The organism is Streptomyces sp. HP-A2021, assembly GCF_022807935.1.
GTDB lineage: Bacteria > Actinomycetota > Actinomycetes > Streptomycetales > Streptomycetaceae > Streptomyces > Streptomyces afghaniensis.
This window is the reverse complement of sequence record NZ_CP094344.1, coordinates 4,395,335-4,415,303: the sequence shown is the minus strand read 5'-3', so window position 1 is coordinate 4,415,303 and position 19,969 is coordinate 4,395,335. Positions and strand designations below refer to the sequence as shown.

The 19,969-nt window shown below is 71.8% G+C and carries 14 protein-coding genes and 1 tRNA gene; 14 read left to right on the top strand and 1 reads right to left on the bottom strand.

What is annotated here, in order from left to right; genetic code table 11:
• Positions 1-11 precede the first annotated feature (11 nt).
• Genes MQE23_RS20000 through MQE23_RS19990 form a run of 3 tightly spaced genes read left to right on the top strand, consistent with a single transcriptional unit; the run spans position 12 to position 1,061 of the window.
• Positions 12-221, top strand: a complete 210-nt coding sequence (locus MQE23_RS20000) for a DUF4244 domain-containing protein (RefSeq protein ID WP_020272730.1) — start codon at positions 12-14, stop codon at positions 219-221.
• A complete protein-coding gene (locus MQE23_RS19995; protein ID WP_020272729.1) occupies positions 208-573 on the top strand; it encodes a TadE family type IV pilus minor pilin in 366 nt (121 codons plus the stop codon). Before MQE23_RS20000 ends, MQE23_RS19995 begins: the two co-directional genes overlap by 14 nt.
• A complete protein-coding gene (locus MQE23_RS19990) occupies positions 570-1,061 on the top strand; it encodes an Rv3654c family TadE-like protein (protein WP_243379738.1) in 492 nt (163 codons plus the stop codon). Before MQE23_RS19995 ends, MQE23_RS19990 begins: the two co-directional genes overlap by 4 nt.
• Here the strand turns inward: MQE23_RS19990 and MQE23_RS19985 are convergent.
• Positions 958-3,480 carry a DEAD/DEAH box helicase gene (locus MQE23_RS19985; protein ID WP_243379737.1) on the bottom strand — a complete coding sequence of 841 codons (2,523 nt, stop codon included), beginning with the start codon at positions 3,478-3,480 and terminating at the stop codon, positions 958-960. The two genes, MQE23_RS19990 and MQE23_RS19985, sit on opposite strands and share 104 nt — an antisense overlap.
• Before the next feature lie 79 nt (positions 3,481-3,559).
• On the opposite strand from MQE23_RS19985, the gene bldG reads away from it, so the two are divergent.
• The 11 genes from bldG (at position 3,560) to MQE23_RS19930 (ending at position 19,928) form a co-directional block, all read left to right on the top strand.
• Entirely contained in the window at positions 3,560-3,901 is a 342-nt protein-coding gene (bldG, locus tag MQE23_RS19980; RefSeq protein ID WP_003991900.1) for an anti-sigma factor antagonist BldG, read from the top strand.
• 136 nt (positions 3,902-4,037) lie between these two features.
• Positions 4,038-4,475: an ATP-binding protein gene (locus MQE23_RS19975; RefSeq protein WP_020272727.1), complete on the top strand. Its 438-nt coding sequence runs from the start codon at positions 4,038-4,040 to the stop codon at positions 4,473-4,475.
• A 273-nt stretch (positions 4,476-4,748) separates the two neighbouring features.
• Positions 4,749-7,154: a sodium-translocating pyrophosphatase gene (locus MQE23_RS19970; protein WP_020272726.1), complete on the top strand. Its 2,406-nt coding sequence runs from the start codon at positions 4,749-4,751 to the stop codon at positions 7,152-7,154.
• 192 nt (positions 7,155-7,346) lie between these two features.
• Entirely contained in the window at positions 7,347-7,928 is a 582-nt protein-coding gene (locus tag MQE23_RS19965; protein WP_020272725.1) for a putative Small kinetochore-associated protein, read from the top strand.
• Between the two features lie 120 nt (positions 7,929-8,048).
• Complete coding sequence (locus MQE23_RS19960; protein WP_243379736.1) at positions 8,049-9,587, top strand: class I SAM-dependent methyltransferase; 1,539 nt, start codon at positions 8,049-8,051, stop codon at positions 9,585-9,587.
• 302 nt (positions 9,588-9,889) lie between these two features.
• Complete coding sequence (locus tag MQE23_RS19955; protein WP_020272723.1) at positions 9,890-10,087, top strand: hypothetical protein; 198 nt, start codon at positions 9,890-9,892, stop codon at positions 10,085-10,087.
• A 246-nt stretch (positions 10,088-10,333) separates the two neighbouring features.
• A complete protein-coding gene (gene topA, locus MQE23_RS19950) occupies positions 10,334-13,165 on the top strand; it encodes a type I DNA topoisomerase (RefSeq protein WP_243379735.1) in 2,832 nt (943 codons plus the stop codon).
• Positions 13,166-13,342: 177 nt separating this feature from the next.
• Positions 13,343-16,621 (top strand): dTMP kinase, encoded by a 3,279-nt coding sequence (tmk, locus tag MQE23_RS19945; protein WP_243379734.1) that lies wholly within the window; start codon positions 13,343-13,345, stop codon positions 16,619-16,621.
• 152 nt (positions 16,622-16,773) lie between these two features.
• On the top strand, positions 16,774-17,979 hold the full coding sequence (locus MQE23_RS19940; RefSeq protein WP_020272720.1) for a DNA polymerase III subunit delta': 1,206 nt from the start codon (positions 16,774-16,776) through the stop codon (positions 17,977-17,979).
• A gap of 133 nt (positions 17,980-18,112) precedes the next feature.
• Positions 18,113-19,747, top strand: coding sequence for an alpha/beta hydrolase (locus MQE23_RS19935; protein WP_243379733.1), 1,635 nt, complete (start codon positions 18,113-18,115; stop codon positions 19,745-19,747).
• A 107-nt stretch (positions 19,748-19,854) separates the two neighbouring features.
• Positions 19,855-19,928, top strand: a tRNA-Thr gene (locus tag MQE23_RS19930).
• Positions 19,929-19,969 lie beyond the last annotated feature (41 nt).

Here is a 19,969-nt window from a genome sequence, read left to right as displayed (position 1 = left end):
CGGGGGTCGAGATGTATCAGGCGGTACGGGCACGGGTGGGTGCCCTGGTGTGCGGGGCGCGTGCGGCGCGGAGGGACGCGGGGATGGTCACGTCCGAGTACGCGATGGGAATCGTCGCGGCGGTGGCCTTCGCGGTGGTGCTCTACAAGGTCGTCACGAGTGGCGCGGTCAGCGCGGAGCTCCAGAACATCGTGAAGGAAGCCCTCGATGCGCGGATGTGAGCGGGGCGCGGACCGGGGGTTCGTCACGGCGGAGTCGGCCGTGGTGCTGCCCGTGCTGGTGATGTTCGCGATGGCGCTGGTGTGGGGACTGCTGGTCGTGGCCGCGCAGATCCAGTGCGTGGACGCGGCGAGGACGGGCGCCCGCGCGGCGGCCCGCCAGGACCCGCCCGACGCGGTCGTGCGACTGACCCGTGAGGCGGCACCGCCCGGCGCGAAGGTCACCGTCGACCGGGGCGCGGAACATGTCCGGGTGGTCGTCGTGGCCGAGCCGCCGGTACTGCGCGGCCTGTCCTTCGCCGTGCGGGAGGAGGCCGTGGCGTCGGTGGAGGAGACGGTGGGGGTGGGCACATGAGACGGCGGCCGCAGAGGCGGGGGCGGGGTGCGAGGCGCCGGGACGCGGGGCGCCGGGAGGCGGGGCGCAGGCCGTTGCGAGGTGTCGCATCGGACCAGGGGTCCGCCACCGTCTGGAGTGCCGGGGCGATCGCCGTCCTGTGCGTGGTGTTCGGCGTCGTCCTCGCGCTGGGGCAGGCCGTCGTGATCCGGCACCGTGCGGCGGGCGGTGCGGATCTCGCGGCGCTCGCGGCGGCGGACCACTGGGCCGAGGGCGGTACGGCGGCCTGCGCCCGGGCCGGCCGGGTGGCCCGGGCACAGGGCGTCCGGCTCGTGCGGTGCGAGGTCGTCGGAGAGACCTCGGACGTGACGGCGGCGTCGGGCCGGGGGCCGTTCACGGCGGAGGTCAGGGCGCGGGCGGGGCCTCCGTCGGTTCCCTCGGGCCTTCCGTCGGCCGCTCCTGCGCCTCCGCCTCCTTCTCTTCGGGAGCCCCCTCCAGCAGCACCGTGAGCAGCCGCACCGCGCCCCTCTTGTGCAGCGGGTCGTTGCCGTTGCCGCACTTGGGGGACTGGATGCAGGACGGGCAGCCGGCGTCGCACTCGCAGGAGGCGATGGCCTGGCGGGTGGCGGTCAGCCAGGTGCGGGCGGTGTGGAAGGCGCGCTCAGCGAAGCCCGCGCCGCCGGGGTGGCCGTCGTAGACGAAGACCGTGGGCAGGAGCGTGTCGGGGTGGAGCGGGATCGACACGCCGCCGATGTCCCAGCGGTCGCAGGTCGCGAAGAGGGGCAGCAGGCCGATCGACGCGTGCTCGGCGGCGTGCAGGGAGCCGCCGAGGATCTCCGGGTTGATCCGCGCGCGGTCGAGCTGGTCCTCGGTGACGGTCCACCACACGGCCCGGGTGCGCAGCGTACGAGGAGGGAGGTCGAGTTTCGTCTCGCCCAGCACCTCACCGGTCATGAGCCGTCTGCGGAGGAAGGAGACGACCTGGTTGGTGACCTCGACGGAGCCGTAGCAGAGGCGGCCGTCGCCCCAGGGGACCTCGACGTCCGTTTCCAGCACGGAGATCGACGTCGTGTCGCGGGCGACCGTGGAGTAGGGCGGGGCTGCCTCCTCGACGAGGGCGACGGAGTCCTCCAGGTCCAGCGACCGCACCAGGTACGTGCGGCCCTGGTGGAGGTGGACCGCCCCCTCGTGGACGGTCGAGTGCGCGGCGCCCGCGTCGACCGTGCCGAGCAACCGGCCCGTGCCGGCCTCGACGACCTGGACCGGGCGCCCGCCCTCACCGCGGATGTCGGTGAGGTCGGCTGCCCGCTCGCGGCGGGTCCAGTGCCAGGCCTTGGTGCGGCGGCGCAGCAGCTTGGCGGCTTCGAGCTGAGGAAGGAGGTCCTCGCAGGCCGGGCCGAACAGGTCGAGGTCCTCGTCCGTCAGGGGCAGTTCCTCGGCGGCCGCACACAGGTGCGGGGCCAGCACGTAGGGGTTGTCCGGGTCGAGGACCGTCGACTCGACGGGCTGGTCGAACAGGGCCTCCGGGTGGTGGACGAGGAAGGTGTCCAGCGGGTCGTCACGGGCGACCAGGACAGCCAGCGCCCCCTGGCCGGACCGCCCGGCCCGGCCCGCCTGCTGCCACAGGGAGGCGCGTGTGCCCGGGTAGCCGGCGATGACGACCGCGTCCAGGCCGGAGATGTCGATGCCGAGTTCGAGGGCGTTCGTCGCGGCGAGGCCCAGCAGTTCACCCGAATGGAGGGCTTGTTCGAGTGCGCGACGCTCTTCCGGCAGATAACCGCCCCGGTACGCCGCGACACGCCGGGCCAGCGACCGGTCGACCTCGGCCAGTCGCTCCTGGGAGATGACGGAAATCAGCTCGGCACCGCGCCGGGACCGCACGAAGGCGACCGAGCGCACGCCCTGCACGGTGAGGTCGGTGAGCAGGTCGGCGGCCTCGGCGGTGGCCGTGCGGCGGACGGGGGCGCCCTTCTCGCCGTGCAGCTCGGTCAGCGGCGGTTCCCAGAGTGCGAACACCAGTTCACCACGCGGGGAGGCATCGTCGGCGACCTCCACCACCGGCAGACCGGTGAGGCGGCGGGCGGCCACCGCGGGCTCGGCGGCAGTGGCGGAGGCCAGCAGGAACACGGGTGAGGAGCCGTAGCGGGCGCACAGGCGCCGCAGCCGGCGCAACACCTGGGCGACGTGCGAGCCGAAGACGCCGCGGTAGGTGTGGCACTCGTCGACGACGACGTACTTCAGCGACTTCAGGAAGGAGGACCAGCGGGGGTGGGACGGCAGGATGCCGCGGTGCAGCATGTCCGGGTTGGTCAGGACGTAGTTGGCGTACTGGCGGATCCACTCGCGCTCTTCGAACGGAGTGTCGCCGTCGTACACGGCCGTGCGTACCGAATGGCCCAACGGATGTGAAAGTTCCTTCACGGAGCGGCACTGATCCGCCGCAAGGGCCTTGGTGGGGGCGAGGTAGAGGGCGGTCGCGCCGCGGCCGTTCGGGGCCTCGGCGCCGTCCAGGAGGGTGGACAGGACCGGCACGAGGTAGGCCAGGGACTTGCCGGAGGCCGTGCCGGTGGCGACGACGACCGATTCGCCGTCCAGCGCGTGCTCCGCCGCGCGCGCCTGATGGGCCCAGGGGTGCTCGATGCCCGCGGCCTGCACGGCCGCCACGACCTCCGCGCGGATCCGTTCCGACCAGACGGCATGCCGACCCTCGCGCGGGGGCAAGTGCTCCGTATGAGTAATGCGCGAAGCCCTGCTCGGACCGGACGCGAGCCGGTCCAGGACCGCGCCCGGCGCGGGTCGGGAGGCGGGGTCCGTCGGGGGTCCATCGGATCGGTGATTCTTGGCCATCGGCACCGAGTGTGTCACTGGCGTGACGGACAATGGAGCCAAGGCGTCGTGCACGCCTGCCCGTAAGTGATTGAATGCCATCGCGGCTGGCGAACCGTCCAGGGGACGAAGCCGAGGTGCCCCAAGGGCGACCGCTCGATAGCAAGGTGCTGGAGGATCCGTGGACCTGTCCCTGTCGACCGAGACCATGGGCGATCGCACGATCGTCAGGGTCGGTGGCGAAATCGACGTATATACCGCGCCCAAGCTGCGCGAGCAGTTGGTCGAGCTGGTGAACGACGGCAGTTTCCACCTTGTCGTCGACATGGAGGGCGTGGACTTCCTCGACTCCACCGGGCTCGGCGTGCTGGTCGGCGGCCTGAAGCGTGTGCGGGCCCATGAGGGCTCCCTGCGCCTGGTCTGCAACCAGGAGCGCATTCTGAAGATCTTCCGCATCACCGGCCTCACCAAGGTGTTCCCGATTCACACCTCGGTCGAGGAAGCGGTGGCGGCGACCGACTGACCACCGGACCCGGGCCTCGCGCCCGGGCCGGCCGAAGTCGCGGCAAGAGTTCGGCAGAAGTGAAGACCGAGGGGGCCCGGGCTTTCGGCGGCCCGGAGCCTCTCGAAAAGCACGCCCGTAGTTGCGAGGGGGATGCATGGCCACCGTTGAGCTCCGCTTCAGCGCGCTGCCCGAGCACGTCAGGACCGCCCGACTGGTGGCGGCCGCGGTGGCGCGCAGGGCCGGAGTGGACGAGGCCGTCCTCGACGAGGTCAGGCTCGCTGTCGGCGAGGCCTGCACGCGGGCCGTCGGGCTGCACCAGACCGGCGGGATCTCGGCACCGGTGAAGGTGCTGCTGATCGAGGAGGAGAAACAGTTCTCCATCGAGGTCGGCGACGAGGCCCCGCACGCGGTCCCCGGCGAGCGCGGACCCGGCGCCGGACCAGGTGACCCCGACGGTGAGGCCGAGGAGGACGAGATGGGCCTCGCGGTCATCAGCGGGCTCGTCGACGATGTCGAGGTCAGCGCGGGGGAGCACGGCGGGTCGATCAAGATGACATGGCCGACCACCCCGCCGCCCACCATCCTGGCCTGACAAGCCACCGCGCACACCGTTCCTGACGAAGGGCCCCACCCGTGGGGCCCTTCGTCATGTGCGGGTGTCAGTGCTCGCCTTTACAGTAGTTCCTGTGCCGTTCATCGCGTGAATTCGTTCACGATCATTCGCATGCTCCAGGGCAGTCCGAGAATGCTTTCAGGGCATTACCTCAGAAGGCCAATTCCGCTTATCGCGCTCTGTTTTGATCAGGTTCCGGTACCTACAATCCCGTCCACATCTTGAGCTCAGCCCAAGCGTCAAGGAGGACGAATGGCGGGGCTTTCTCTCTCACCACAGTCGGGCCATCCCACAGACCTCGCAGCCGCCGTACTGACCGATGGCAACCGCGTTCTCGTCGTGGTCATCGCGGTCGTCGCGCTGGCGGCACTCGTGGTCGCGGGCGTCCTGGTGCGCCAGGTACTCGCGGCCGGCGAGGGCACCGACAGCATGAAGAAGATCGCGGCGGCGGTCCAGGAAGGCGCGAACGCCTATCTGGCACGTCAGCTGCGCACGCTCGCCGTATTCGCCGTGGTCGTGTTCTTCCTGCTCATGCTGCTGCCCGCGGACGACTGGAATCAGCGTGCCGGACGGTCGGTGTTCTTCCTGATCGGAGCGGCGTTCTCGGCGGCCACCGGCTATATCGGCATGTGGCTCGCCGTGCGCAGCAATGTGCGTGTCGCCGCGGCGGCGCGGGAAGCCACTCCGGCGGCAGGCGAGCCGGAAAAAGATCTCACCGCGGTATCGCACAAAGCGATGAAGATCGCATTTCGCACGGGCGGCGTCGTCGGCATGTTCACAGTGGGCCTCGGCCTGCTGGGCGCCTCCTGCGTGGTGCTGGTGTACGCGGCCGACGCGCCGAAGGTGCTCGAAGGCTTCGGTCTCGGAGCCGCGCTGATCGCGATGTTCATGCGTGTCGGCGGCGGCATCTTCACCAAGGCCGCCGACGTCGGCGCCGACCTGGTCGGCAAGGTCGAACAGGGCATTCCGGAGGACGACCCGCGCAATGCCGCGACCATCGCCGACAACGTGGGCGACAACGTCGGCGACTGCGCGGGCATGGCGGCCGACCTCTTCGAGTCGTACGCCGTGACCCTGGTCGCCGCGCTGATCCTGGGCACGGCGGCCTTCGGCGACGCCGGGCTCGGATTCCCGCTGCTCGTGCCGGCGATCGGTGTGATCACCGCGATGATCGGCATCTTCGCGGTGGCGCCGAGGCGGGCCGACCGCAGCGGCATGAGCGCCATCAACCGCGGGTTCTTCATCTCCGCGGCGATCTCGCTCGTGCTGGTGGCCGTGGCCGTCTTCGTCTACCTGCCCGGGAAGTACTCGGAGCTCGACGGCGTGACCGACGCGGCGATCACGGGCAAGGACGGCGACCCGCGGGTCCTCGCGCTCGTCGCGGTGGCCATCGGTATCGTGCTCGCCGCCCTGATCCAGCAACTGACCGGCTACTTCACCGAGACCACCCGGCGTCCCGTCCGGGACATCGGCAAGACCTCGCTCACCGGCCCGGCCACCGTCGTCCTCGCCGGTATCTCCGTGGGTCTCGAATCGGCCGTCTACACCGCCCTGTTGATCGGCCTCGGCGTGTACGGGGCGTTCCTGCTCGGCGGTACGTCGATCATGCTGGCACTGTTCGCGGTGGCGCTGGCGGGCACCGGCCTGCTCACCACGGTCGGCGTGATCGTCGCGATGGACACCTTCGGGCCGGTCTCCGACAACGCGCAGGGCATCGCGGAGATGTCCGGCGACGTCGAGGGCGCGGGCGCGCAGGTGCTCACGAACCTGGACGCGGTCGGCAACACCACCAAGGCGATCACCAAGGGCATCGCGATCGCCACGGCCGTGCTCGCGGCGGCGGCGCTGTTCGGGTCGTACCGTGACGCGATCTTCACCGGCGCGCGGGACGTGGGCGAGAAGCTCAGCGGGGACGGTGCCCCGATGAGCCTGATGATGGACATCTCGCAGCCCAACAACCTCGTGGGTCTCATCGCGGGCGCGGCGGTCGTCTTCCTCTTCTCGGGGCTGGCGATCAACGCCGTGTCGCGGTCGGCGGGTTCCGTGGTCTACGAGGTCCGGCGGCAGTTCCGCGAGAAGCCCGGGATCATGGACTACAGCGAGACCCCGGAGTACGGCAAGGTCGTCGACATCTGCACCAAGGACGCGTTGCGCGAGCTGGCCACGCCCGGTCTGCTCGCCGTGATGGCGCCCATCTTCATCGGGTTCACGCTCGGTGTCGGGCCGCTCGGCGCGTTCCTGGCGGGCGCGATCGGTGCGGGCACGCTGATGGCGGTGTTCCTGGCCAACTCCGGTGGCGCCTGGGACAACGCCAAGAAGCTCGTCGAGGACGGCCACCACGGAGGCAAGGGCAGTGAGGCCCACGCGGCGACCGTGATCGGCGACACCGTCGGCGACCCCTTCAAGGACACCGCCGGTCCCGCGATCAACCCGCTGCTGAAGGTCATGAACCTGGTGTCGCTGCTCATCGCGCCTGCGGTGATCAAGTTCTCCTACGGCGCCGACAAGAGCATCGGGGTGCGGATCCTGGTCGCGGCCCTGGCGTTCCTCGTGATCGTCGGCGCGGTGTACGTGTCAAAGCGGCGTGGAATCGCCATGGGTGACGAAGACAACGCCGATGCGAAGCCCAAGTCGGCGGACCCGGCGGTGGTTTCGTAGGGAGGTCGTCCAAGCCCCAGCTCAAGGTGCGGGCGGGCGGCGCGCGTTGACGCGTCGCCCGCCCGCTCTGTGTGTGCACCATCGCGTCGTGAGGCTTCTCTCGCTTGGTGCAAAAGGTTACAAAAGGGTCTTAATAGACGTTCGGCGTGCGGTTGCCGTGCATCTGGCGTGTATGTTCCGGGGCCGAGAGCCATGGAAGGGACCAAACCGGTGAACAAGAAGCTCGCGGCCGCACTGTCCGGCGGTGCGGTACTGGTACTGGCGCTGTCGGGGTGCGGCGGCGACGACAACGAGAAGCTGGACTCCTGGGCCAAGGAGGTCTGCGACGCCGTGCAGCCGCAGGCCAAGAAGATCGAGTCGGCCAATGCCTCGATCCAGAAGGAAACCTCGGACAACAGCAAGCCGGAGGACGTCCAGAAGACCGACGCACAGGCCTTCCAGGACATGTCCGACGCCTACAAGGCCATCGGGGCCGCGGTGACCAAGGCCGGGGCGCCGGACGTCGAGAACGGCGAGAAGAAGCAGCAGGACGCCGTCAAGGAGCTCAACGCGATCTCCTCCTCGTACGCCTCCCTGAAGAAGCAGGTCGACGGGCTCGACACCAAGGACCAGGGCAAGTTCGCGGACGGCCTCAAGGACATCGCCACGGAGCTCGACAAGCTGGGCAAGAGCGGGAACGACGCGCTCCGGACCCTGGAGGAGGGCGAGGTCGGCCAGGCGATGGCCCGGCAGGACAGCTGCAAGGCGGCCACGGCGCCGGCGACCCAGAGCTGAGCGAGGAGCATTTCCGAGGCGGGCGGGACTGCCGAGTATCAGAGTGATTGCCCGGGCGGTCCGCCGAGCCGCGCCCGTTGCCCGGCACGGGCGCGTGCGATACCGGTGTCGGCGGCCACAATGGGGGGCGTGAGTAACGCCAGCCAGTCACCCCTGTCCCCGCTGCCCTCCTCCGACCGTCCCGATGTCGCCGCCCGGCTCCGGGACGCCCTGCTCGGAGCCTCCTTCACCGCCGACGGGCTGCTCGAACTGCTCGGCGCCCCCGCGTACGCGGCCCTGGCCCGGAGCGAGACCGTGCCCGCGCTCCGGGCGACCCGGGGGGACACGCCGCTGGAGTTGCTCGTCCGGCTGTTCCTCCTTCAGCAGCCCGTGCCCCGCGCGCGCGTGGCGGACGTCCTGCCCGTCGAGGCCTGCCTGGAGAGCGGCTGGCTGACGCGCGTCGGTGGCGACGAGCTCGCCGCCACCGTGGACGTACGGCCGTACGGCGGGCCGGGCGGCGAGGACTGGTTCATCGTGTCGGACCTGGGCTGCGCGGTCGGTGGCGCCGGCGGGATCGGCCGGCGTGACGAGGGAGTCGTCCTGGGAGTCGGCGGCGCCTCCACGACCCTCGCCGGCATCACGGTCCGTACGCCCGTCGCCGCCGCGCTCGACCTCGGCACCGGCTCCGGCATCCAGGCGCTGCACGCCGCCCATCACGCCACGCGCGTGACGGCCACCGACCTCAACCCGCGCGCGCTGCACATCACCGCCCTCACCCTGGCGCTGTCCGGCACTCCGGCCGCCGAGCTGCGCGAGGGCTCCCTCTTCGAGCCGGTGCGGGACGACGAGAAGTACGACCTGATCGTCTCGAACCCGCCGTTCGTGATCTCTCCCGGCGCCCGGCTCACCTACCGCGACGGCGGGATGGGCGGGGACGATCTGTGCCGCACGCTCGTTCAGGAGGCGGGGGAGCGGCTGAACGAGGGCGGGTTCGCGCAGTTCCTCGCCAACTGGCAGCACGTGGAAGGGGAGGACTGGCAGGACCGGCTCAGGGCGTGGGTGCCCCGGGGCTGCGACGCGTGGATCGTGCAGCGCGAGGTACAGGACGTCAATCAGTACGCCGAGCTGTGGCTGCGGGACGCGGGCGACCACCGTGAGGACGTGGCGGAGTACCAGGCGCGGTACGACGCATGGCTCGACGAGTTCGAGGCGCGCAAGGTGAAGGCCGTCGGCTTCGGCTGGATCACCCTGCGCAGGACGGGCGCCGCCGTGCCCTCGGTCACGGTGGAGGAGTGGCCGCATCCGGTCGAGCAGCCGCTCGGGGACACCATCCGGGCCCACTTCGACCGGCTCGACTACCTGCGCGACCACGACGACGCCGCCCTGCTCGAAGGACACTTCCGGCTCGGCGCGGAGGTCGTACAGGAACAGGTCGGGCTGCCCGGCGCGGAGGACCCCGAGCATGTCGTGCTGCGCCAGAACCGCGGCATGCGGAGGGCGACCCGGGTGGACACGGTCGGCGCGGGCTTCGCGGGCGTGTGCGACGGCACGATGAGCGCCGGTCGCATCCTCGACGCCATCGCCCAGCTGATCGGCGAGGACCCGGTGCTGCTGCGCGACCGCACTCCGGCGCAGATCCGGCTGCTCGTCGAGCAGGGATTCCTGGAGCCGGTCCGCTGAGGGACCCGGCAGGCACCCCTGCCGAGGGGACCACCAGCGCCCCACGGTGCACGCTCCGCGCTCACCCCTCACGTCCCACCGCCCCCGTCCCACACACCACGGGGCCCTCGTCGAGGAGACTCGCCAACAAATTCGAGTCGATTTGAACACCTCGCCCGAAACGGTCCGTGGGGGGTCGGAAGTCCCCGATCCGCAGCTGTGTCGCCCCGGCGTTCACCTCCGGTTCGCCTGCCCGCCGCCCACGCGTGTCAGCCTCCCGTGGCTGGGGAGACGCGGACCGGAGAAAAGGGGCACGGCGAGCCATGGAGAGCGAACCGGCGATCTTCGCGGGAGCGGTGTTCTCCCTGTTCGGAGGCGGACTGCTGGCGTGGACCGTGACATGCGTCCGCCGGCATCGGCCCGTCGCCCAGGGCGTGAGCCCCGTCGCGTCGGCGACCCTCGCGAGCGTCGTCGCGGTGCTGGCCCTGGCGGCCGGAACCTGGTGCTTCACCCGCCTCTGAGGCCCGTGCCGGCGCCGCGCCTGTGGGTGACCGAGAGGTTGCCCTCCGCATGGGCCCGGGCCGGCTCCGGGCACTCCGGGCGGCAGGAATGGTGGTAGTCGGGTTACCGTTCGAGTGGCCGTTGCGGGCTTTTCCCGTTTGACACGGGGGCGGGATGTACCGTCACACTCCGCAGCGTCACCACGACCCGACCCCGGGAGGCGAACCCTGGGGAGGCCCCAGCGTCGACCGGAGAGAAGAGCGAAGTTGTCCCCGACCAGCGAGACCGCACAGGGCGGCCGCCGACTCGTCATCGTCGAGTCGCCTGCCAAGGCGAAGACGATCAAGGGCTACCTGGGCCCCGGCTACGTAGTCGAGGCGAGCGTCGGGCACATCCGCGACCTTCCCAACGGCGCTGCCGAGGTGCCCGAGAAGTACACCGGCGAGGTCCGCCGCCTCGGTGTGGACGTCGAACACGACTTCCAGCCGATCTATGTGGTCAACGCCGATAAGAAGGCGCAGGTCAAGAAGCTCAAGGATCTGCTGAAGGACTCCGACGAGCTCTTCCTCGCCACCGATGAGGACCGCGAGGGCGAGGCCATCGCCTGGCACCTCCAGGAGGTGCTCAAGCCCAAGGTCCCGGTCAAGCGGATGGTCTTCCACGAGATCACCAAGGCCGCGATCCAGGCCGCCGTGGCCAACCCGCGCCAGCTCAACCAGAAGCTCGTCGACGCCCAGGAGACCCGCCGCATCCTCGACCGTCTCTACGGTTACGAGGTCTCGCCGGTCCTGTGGAAGAAGGTCATGCCGCGGCTGTCCGCGGGCCGAGTCCAGTCGGTCGCCACGCGGCTCGTCGTCGAGCGGGAACGCGAGCGCATCGCCTTCCGTTCGGCTGAGTACTGGGACCTGACGGGCACCTTCGCGACCGGCCGTGCGGGAGACTCGTCGGACCCGTCGTCGCTGGTCGCACGCCTCCAGACCGTCGACGGCAGGCGGGTCGCGCAGGGCCGCGACTTCGACTCCCTGGGACAGCTGAAGAGCGCGAACACCCTCCACCTCGACGAGGCGAACGCCCGCGCCCTGGCCGCAGCCCTGGAGAACACGAGCTTCGCGGTCCGGTCCGTCGAGTCCAAGCCCTATCGCCGCTCGCCGTACGCCCCGTTCCGTACGACGACGTTGCAGCAGGAGGCCAGCCGCAAGCTCGGCTTCGGCGCGAAGGCGACGATGCAGATCGCCCAGAAGCTGTACGAGAACGGCTACATCACGTACATGCGTACGGACTCCACGACCCTGAGCGACACGGCGGTCGCCGCCGCCCGCGCCCAGGTCACGCAGCTGTACGGCGCCGAATATCTGCCGCCGCAGCCGAGGACGTACGCCGGGAAGGTCAAGAACGCGCAGGAGGCCCACGAGGCGATCCGCCCCTCGGGTGATCGTTTCCGCACGCCTGCCGAGACCGGACTGACCGGCGACCAGTTCAAGCTGTACGAGCTGATCTGGAAGCGGACCGTCGCCTCCCAGATGAAGGACGCGACCGGCAACAGCGTCACGGTGAAGATCGGCGGCACGGCGGCCGACGGCCGGGACGTCGAGTTCAGCGCGTCCGGCAAGACGATCACCTTCCACGGCTTCCTCAAGGCCTACGTCGAGGGTGCCGACGACCCGAACGCCGAGCTCGACGACCGCGAGCGCCGGCTGCCCCAGGTCTCCGAGGGCGACGCCCTGAGCGCCGAGGAGATCACGGTCGACGGGCACGCCACCAAGCCTCCGGCCCGCTACACCGAGGCCTCCCTGGTCAAGGAGCTGGAAGAGCGCGAGATCGGCCGCCCGTCGACGTACGCGTCGATCATCGGCACGATCCTGGACCGCGGCTACGTGTTCAAGAAGGGCACGGCGCTCGTCCCGTCCTTCCTGTCCTTCGCCGTGGTCAACCTCCTGGAGAAGCACTTCGGGCGGCTCGTCGACTACGACTTCACCGCCAAGATGGAGGACGACCTCGACCGCATCGCCCGCGGTGAGGCGCAGTCCGTGCCGTGGCTGAAGCGGTTCTACTTCGGTGAGGGCACAGGCGGGGGCGGTGCCGCCGACGCCGGCAACGGCGACGGGGACCACCTCGGCGGCCTCAAGGAACTCGTGACCGACCTGGGCGCGATCGACGCGCGCGAGGTGTCGTCGTTCCCGGTGGGCAACGACATCGTGCTGCGGGTCGGCCGCTACGGGCCGTACATCGAGCGCGGCGAGAAGGACACCGAGCAGCACCAGCGCGCCGACATCCCGGACGACCTGGCGCCGGACGAGCTGACCGTGGACCTCGCGGAGGAGCTGCTCGCCAAGCCGAGCGGCGACTACGAGCTGGGCACGGACCCGGCCACCGGCCACACCATCGTCGCCAAGGACGGCCGCTACGGCCCGTACGTGACGGAGATCCTCCCCGAGGGCACCCCGAAGACGGGCAAGAACGCGGTCAAGCCGCGCACGGCGTCCCTGTTCAAGACGATGTCCCTGGACACGGTGACACTCGACGACGCCCTGAAGCTGATGTCGTTGCCGCGCGTCGTCGGCACCGATGCCGAGGGCCAGGAGATCACCGCGCAGAACGGCCGCTACGGCCCGTATCTGAAGAAGGGCACGGACTCGCGCTCGCTCCAGGCCGAGGAGCAGCTCTTCACGATCACGCTGGAGGAGGCGCTGGCGATCTACGCCCAGCCGAAGCAGCGTGGCCGGGCGGCCGCCAAGCCGCCGCTGAAGGAGCTGGGCACCGACCCGGTGAGCGAGAAGCCGGTCGTCGTCAAGGACGGCCGCTTCGGGCCGTACGTCACCGACGGCGAGACCAACGCGACCCTGCGCTCCGGTGACAGCGTCGAGACGATCACCCCGGAGCGCGGTTTCGAGCTGCTCGCCGAGAAGCGCGCGAAGGGGCCCGCGAAGAAGACTGCGAAGAAGGCGGCCAAGAAGGCTCCGGCGAAGAAGACGACGGCGGCCAAGAAGACCGCGGCGAAGAAGACCACGACCGCGAAGAAGACGACGGCCAAGAAGACCACCACCGCGAAGAAGGCGGCCGCCAAGACGGCGACCGCCTCCGAGCCGGCGGAGGACTGAGGACCGTTCAGGGCCCGTTCGGGATCCCGCGGGACCCGTTCGGAATCCGGACCTCCAAGGTCCGGATCTTCGCCCAGGGTTCGGAAAGCGAACGCCCCGGCAACACTTCGGTGTCGGGGCGTGCGCATGCCAGGCCGGGCTTCCCGGGGTGTCGGTGGCTCCCGATAGGCTGAACGCATGACGCGAGCCGAGCATCCAACGGCCTCTCAGCCGGCCCCTGACGACGCCCTTGTCGCGGACTCCCGCGAGCGTGCCGTCCGCGCCCTGCTGCGCCGTCCGCAGTTGAAGCGGTTGTGGAGCGCGCAGCTCGTGGGCGGCGTGGGCGACACCCTCGCCCTTCTCGTGCTGGTCGTCCTCGCCCTCCAAGCGGCTGTCGCCGAGGGCTCGTTCGGGGGCGGCTACCGGGGCGTGGCGTTCGCAGTGGCGACCGTTTTCGGGGTGCGCATCCTGGCGACGCTCCTGTTCGGCGCCGTGCTCCTCGGCCCGCTCACCGCGCTCACCTCCCAGGACGGCCCGCTGGACCGCCGCTGGACCATGGTGGGCGCGGACGGGCTGCGTGCGGCGCTGCTCATCGTCGCGCCGCTGTGGATCGACTGGACGCCCGAGGACGCGCTGGCCGTCCTCCTCGTCACGGCCTTCGTGACCGGAGTCGCCGAGCGGTTCTGGACGGTGTGCCGCGAGAGCGCGGCCCCCGCGCTGCTGCCGCCCCCGCCGCCGGAAGGCGCGACGGTCCGGCCGCTGCCGGACCACATGGACGCGCTGCGCCGCCTGTCGCTGCGCACCGGCTTCGTCGCGATCCCGCTCGCGGCCGTCGCGCTCGTCGTCGCGTCCCTGTTCAACAACCTCCTGGGCGCCGGCATCGACTGGTTCGGGCAGCACCAGGCGGCCCTCGCCTCCTACGTGGCGGCGGGGCTGTTCGCCGCCTCCCTGTCCGTGCTGACCTTCCTGGAGCTGCCCGCCACGCGCACCCCGCGCGCGCGGTCGCCGCTCGAGGGGCTGCGCCGCCCGAAGACGACCGCCGGCGCCGACAAGGGCCGCACCGGCGTGATGCCGCTGCTGGTGCTGGCCTGCGCGGCCGTCGCCGCCGCGGTGTCCGCCGCCGTCGCCGTGGCCGTGCTGCACGCCAAGGACCTGGGCGGCGGCCCCGTGCTCTACGGGCTGTTCGTGGGCGCGCTGACCGGCGGTGTCGTCGTCGGCATCCGTACGGCGCCCGCGCTGCTGCCCGCCCTGTCACGCCGCCGGCTGCTCGCGCTGGCCATCGCCTTCACCGGTGTCGCGCTGCTGGCCGCCGGGCTCGTCCCGGACGTCACCAGCGTGCTGCTGATCCTCGCGCTGGCCGGCGTCGGCGCGGGCATGTCCGCCAACATCGGCCACACACTGCTCGACCAGGAGACCGAGGAGTACCGGCGGTCCCGTACGACGGAGCACCTGCACGCGGTCGTCCGGGTCTGCGTGGCGCTCGGCGCGGTGATCGCCCCGGTGGTGGCGGCGGGGATCGGGCCGCACCGGCTGGAGAGCGGCAAGTTCGTCTTCGCGCACGGCGGCGCGGCCTTCACGCTGATGCTGGCCGGCGCCCTGCTGCTGCCGGTGGCCGCGCTGGTGCTGGCCAAGGTCGACGACCGTTCCGGAGTACCGCTGCGCCAGGATCTGCGCGACGCGCTGCTCCGCGGCGACGACCCGGACCAGGCGCCCGCCGCCTCCGGTTTCTTCATCGCCCTGGAGGGCGGCGACGGGGCCGGGAAGTCCACGCAGGCCGAGGCGCTCGCCGAGTGGATCCGGGGCAAGGGCCACGAGGTCGTGCTGACGCGCGAGCCGGGGGCCACGCCGGTGGGCAAGCGGCTGCGGTCGATCCTGCTGGACGTGTCGAGCGAGGGCCTGTCGCACCGCGCGGAGGCGCTGCTGTACGCGGCCGACCGGGCCGAGCACATCGACACCGTCGTGCGACCCGCCCTGGAGCGCGGCGCCGTCGTCATCTCCGACCGGTACATCGACTCGTCCGTGGCCTACCAGGGGGCGGGCCGTGACCTGTCGCCGACCGAGATCGCCCGGATCAACCGCTGGGCCACGAACGGACTGGTGCCGCATCTGACCGTCCTGCTGGACGTCGCGCCGGAGACGGCGCGCGAGCGGTTCACCGAGGCGCCGGACCGGCTGGAGTCGGAGCCGGCCGAGTTCCACGCGCGCGTGCGGGCCGGTTTCCTGACCCTGGCCGCGGCCGACGCCGGGCGGTACCTGGTGGTGGACGCGGGCCAGGAGCCCGAGGCCGTCACGACCGTCATCCGGCACCGGCTCGACCAGGTGCTGCCGCTGTCCGAGGCCGAGATCAAGGCCCAGGAGGAGGCTCGGAAGAAGGCCGAGGAGGAGGCCCGCCGGAAGGCCGAGGAAGAGGCCGCCCGCAAGGCGGAGGAGGAGCGCCTGGAGCGTGAGCGCCAGGAGCAGCTCGCCAGGCTGCGCGCCGAGGAGGAGGAGCGCAAGCGGCGCGAGCTGGAGGAGGCGCAGCGGCGCGAGGCCGAACGGCAGGCGGAGGAGGCCCGGCGACGGGCCGAGGAAGCGCGCAAGAAGGCCGAGGAGGAGCGGGCAAGGCTCCTCGCGGAGGAGAAGGCCCGCGCCGAGGAGGAAGCCCGGCGCAAGGCCGAGGAGGAACGCCGGCGCAAGCAGGCCGAGGAAGAGGCCCGGCTGCGCGCCGAGGCCGAGGCGCTCCGCCTGGAGAAGCAGCGCAAGGCCGAGGAGGCCCTGCTGCGGGCCGAGGAGGCCCGGCGTCTGGCGGAGGCGGCGGCCGCTGCCGCGGAGGCCGGGCCGAAGAGCTCCGCCCCGCGGGGTGCCTCCGGTTCGACGGCCGCTCAGGACGCGGCGACGGTGCCCACGCCCGTGGTGACACCGGGCGGCTCGGCGGACGAGACGACTGTGCTGCGCCCGGTGCGGGACGAGGAGCAGGGCCGGGGCGGGACCTCCGGTGGGTCCGACGCCGAGGTGACGGCCGAGCTGCCCAAGCCGCCGGTTCCGCCGGGGGCGGGGGAGGAGACGGAGGTACTGCCGCCGGTTCGCCCCAGCTCCGGGTCCTGGTCCGGATCCGGTTCCGGGGACGAGACCGAGGTGCTGCCCCAGGTGCCCTCCGGGGCGGGCGACGAGACGGCCGTGCTGCCTCCGGTCCGGCCGGGGGACGCCGAGGAGACGGCCGTGCTGCCGCCCGTACGCGGGGACGAACCCGCGGACCGGGTGCCGCCCGGGTACTTCCGGAAGGACGCCCCGGCCGCCCGGCCCGACGGGACCGAGGACCGTACGCGCGAGCTGCCCCAGGTCGACGCCGAGGGCCGGCCTCGCCGCCCGCGGTCCGACTGGGCGGAGGAGACGCCGCTGGACGACCTGCCGTCGCTGGCGGACGAGCTGCTCGGACCGCACGAGGACGAGCCGGACGAGGGGCGGGGGCGCCGGGGCAAGGGCGGCCGGGGCCGCTGAGGCCTCCGGCTCGTCCGCCAGGGAAGCCCGGGCCGACGCCGGAGACGGGCCACGGGCCGGGCCCGGGGGAGCAGGCGAGGGCAGGCGTTGTCAGTGGTCACCCCCACAATGGATCCGGCACCGTGGAACGTGACGAAAGGGCGGCGTGACCCATGACCGTGTGGGACGACCTCGTCGGGCAGGAGAGGGTGAGCGCGCAGCTGGACGCCGCCGCGCGGGACGCCGACGCCCTGGTCACCGCGGCCGGGACCGACGTTCCCCCGCCCGAGGCGTCGAAGATGACGCACGCGTGGCTGTTCACGGGCCCGCCCGGGGCCGGGCGGAACCAGGCGGCGCGGGCGTTCGCGGCGGCCCTGCAGTGCGTCAGCCCGGACCGGGCCCTCGGCGGCTCCCCGGGCTGCGGCTTCTGCGACGGATGTCACACGGCGCTGATCGGCACGCACGCCGACGTCACCACCGTCGCCGCGGTCGGCACGCAGATCCTCGCCGACGACATGCGCGACACGGTCCGCAAGTCGTTCACGTCACCGGCGAACGGCCGCTGGCAGGTCATCCTCGTCGAAGACGCCGAGCGGCTGAACGAGAAGTCGGCCAACGCCGTCCTCAAGGCCGTGGAGGAGCCCGCCCCGCGCACGGTCTGGCTGCTGTGCGCCCCCTCCATCGAGGACGTCCTGCCGACCATCCGCTCCCGCTGCCGCCACCTGAACCTGAGCACGCCGTCGGTCGACGCCGTCGCCGACATGCTCGTACGCCGGGAGGGCATCGAGCCCGGCGTCGCCGCCGCGGCGGCCCGCGCGACCCAGGGCCATGTCGACCGGGCCCGCCGCCTGGCCACCGACCCGGCCGCGCGCGAGCGCCGTGCCGCCGTGCTCAGGCTGCCGTTGCGGGTCGAGGACATCGGCGGCGCGCTCAAGGCCGCCCAGGAGCTCGTCGACGCGGCCGCCGAGGACGCCAAGCAGCTCGCGGAGGAGACGGACGCCAAGGAGACCGAGGAGCTGAGGGCCGCCCTCGGCGCGGCCCAGGGCGGCCGGATGCCGCGCGGCACGGCGGGCGTGATCAAGGACCTGGAGGACAAGCAGAAGCGCCGCAGAACGCGCACGCAGCGTGACAGCCTCGACCTCGCCCTGACCGACCTCACGGCCTTCTACCGCGACGTCCTCGCCCTCCAGCTCGGCTCCCGCGTGGCCATCGCCAACGCCGACGCCGAGGACGCCCTGGAGCGCCTCGCCCGCGGCAGCTCTCCGGAGTCCACGCTCCGCCGCATCGAGGCGATCGCCGCCTGCAGCGACGCCCTCGACCGCAACGTGGCCCCGCTGCTCGCGGTGGAGGCCATGACGATGGCACTCAGAGCGGGCTGAGCCGGCAGAGCGCCACCGCCTGGTACCGCCTGGCGCCGCGCACGAAGCAGACGAGGAATTGACGCCGTAACTCGTACGAGGCACGACACGCACGCTGGGCATCCATTTCGTCGCCCAGAGTTACGCTCGCAGGATGGACACAAGGCGCACCCCCCGCTCCGCCGACCGCTCTGTCTCCCGTTCCGGCGGTCTGCACCGCCGGACCCGCGGCGGAGCCAGGACCGCGGCCGGCCTCCTCGCCACGGCCGTGCTGCTCGTCTCCGCCTGCTCCTCCGGGAGCTCGACGACGTCCGCCACGGCCGCGGCGGAGCAAGCGGCACTGGTCGCGCTGCCGCGGGCCACCCCCGCGGCGCTCACTCCGTACTACGGACAGAAGCCGGCCTGGCGCGGCTGCGGCGTCTCCGGTTTCGAGTGCGCCACGATCAAGGCGCCGCTCGACTACGCCAAGCCGGCCGCCGGAGACGTCCGGCTCGCCGTCGCCCGCAAGAAGGCCACAGGTCCGGGGAAGCGGCTGGGTTCGCTGCTCGTGAACCCCGGCGGGCCGGGCGGCTCGGCGATCGGCTACGTCCAGGCGTACGCCGGCATCGGCTACCCGGCCGAGGTCCGTGCCCGCTACGACATGGTGGCGGTCGACCCGCGCGGCGTGGCCCGCAGCGAGCCCGTCAGGTGTCTGAACGGGCCGGCGATGGACACCTACACGCAGACGGACAACACACCCGACGACGTCAAGGAGACCGACGGACTGGTCAGGGCGTACCGGACGTTCGCCGAGGGCTGCGGCGCGGACTCGCCCCGGCTGCTGCGCCATGTGTCCACCGTCGAGGCGGCCCGGGACATGGACATCGTGCGGGCGGCGCTCGGTGACAAGAAGCTGAACTACGTCGGCGCCTCCTACGGAACGTTCCTCGGGGCGACGTACGCCGGGCTCTTCCCGGAACGGGCGGGCCGGCTGGTGCTGGACGGCGCGATGGACCCGTCGCTGCCCGCGCGGCGGCTGAACCTCGAACAGACGGCGGGCTTCGAGACGGCGTTCCGGTCGTTCGCGCGGGACTGCGTACGGCACAAGGACTGCCCGCTGGGCGGCGCGGGCACCTCGCCCGAGCAGGTCGGCGAGAACCTCAAGGCGTTCTTCGAGAAGCTGGACGCGCGGCCGGCCGCCACCGGCGCCCCCGACGGCCGCCGCCTCACCGAGTCGCTCGCCACGACGGGCGTGATCGCGGCCATGTACGACGAGGGCGCCTGGCAGCAGTTGCGCGAGGCGCTGACGTCCGCGATGAAGAAGAACGACGGCTCCGGCCTCCTCGTCCTCTCCGACGGCTACTACGAGCGGGACGCCGACGGCGGCTACAGCAACCTGATGTTCGCCAACGCGGCCGTGAACTGCCTGGACCTGCCCCCCGCCTTCGACACCCCCGACGAGGTGCGCAGGGCGCTGCCCACGTTCGAGAAGGCGTCCCCGGTCTTCGGCGAGGGCCTGGCGTGGGCCTCCCTGAACTGCGCGTACTGGCCCGTGCACGCCACCGGCGAGCCGCACCGCATCGAGGCGAAGGGCGCCGCCCCCATCGTCGTGGTCGGCACCACCCGCGACCCAGCGACCCCGTACCGCTGGGCGAAGGCCCTGGCGGGCCAGCTCTCCTCGGCCCGCCTGCTCACCTACGAGGGCGACGGGCACACCGCGTACGGCCGCGGCAGCTCCTGCATCGACCGCACGATCAACGCGTACCTCCTGCGCGGCACCCCACCCACGGACGGCAAGCGCTGCTCATAACCCCTGCGCCGGCCCCGGAGACCCAGCCTCCGGGGCTGGTGCGGAGCACCCTCGGAAACTGTGTAGACTTACCGTCGTTGCTGATCGCACCATAGTGCGGACAGCGCGCCGCCTTAGCTCAGATGGCCAGAGCAACGCACTCGTAATGCGTAGGTCTCGGGTTCGAATCCCGAAGGCGGCTCTTCTCAAGGGCCAGGTCAGATGATCTCTGACCTGGCCCTT

What these genes read in the sequence shown, in the direction of transcription:
- MQE23_RS20000 (WP_020272730.1), top strand. Translation starts at nt 12, where the DNA reads ATGTATCAGGCGGTACGGGCACGGGTGGGTGCCCTGGTGTGCGGGGCG.
- MQE23_RS19995 (WP_020272729.1), top strand. Translation starts at nt 208, where the DNA reads ATGCGCGGATGTGAGCGGGGCGCGGACCGGGGGTTCGTCACGGCGGAG.
- MQE23_RS19990 (WP_243379738.1), top strand. Translation starts at nt 570, where the DNA reads ATGAGACGGCGGCCGCAGAGGCGGGGGCGGGGTGCGAGGCGCCGGGAC.
- MQE23_RS19985 (WP_243379737.1), bottom strand. Translation starts at nt 3,480, where the DNA reads ATGGCATTCAATCACTTACGGGCAGGCGTGCACGACGCCTTGGCTCCA.
- MQE23_RS19975 (WP_020272727.1), top strand. Translation starts at nt 4,038, where the DNA reads ATGGCCACCGTTGAGCTCCGCTTCAGCGCGCTGCCCGAGCACGTCAGG.
- MQE23_RS19970 (WP_020272726.1), top strand. Translation starts at nt 4,749, where the DNA reads ATGGCGGGGCTTTCTCTCTCACCACAGTCGGGCCATCCCACAGACCTC.
- MQE23_RS19965 (WP_020272725.1), top strand. Translation starts at nt 7,347, where the DNA reads ATGGAAGGGACCAAACCGGTGAACAAGAAGCTCGCGGCCGCACTGTCC.
- MQE23_RS19960 (WP_243379736.1), top strand. Translation starts at nt 8,049, where the DNA reads ATGGGGGGCGTGAGTAACGCCAGCCAGTCACCCCTGTCCCCGCTGCCC.
- MQE23_RS19955 (WP_020272723.1), top strand. Translation starts at nt 9,890, where the DNA reads ATGGAGAGCGAACCGGCGATCTTCGCGGGAGCGGTGTTCTCCCTGTTC.
- tmk (WP_243379734.1), top strand. Translation starts at nt 13,343, where the DNA reads ATGACGCGAGCCGAGCATCCAACGGCCTCTCAGCCGGCCCCTGACGAC.
- MQE23_RS19940 (WP_020272720.1), top strand. Translation starts at nt 16,774, where the DNA reads ATGACCGTGTGGGACGACCTCGTCGGGCAGGAGAGGGTGAGCGCGCAG.
- MQE23_RS19935 (WP_243379733.1), top strand. Translation starts at nt 18,113, where the DNA reads ATGGACACAAGGCGCACCCCCCGCTCCGCCGACCGCTCTGTCTCCCGT.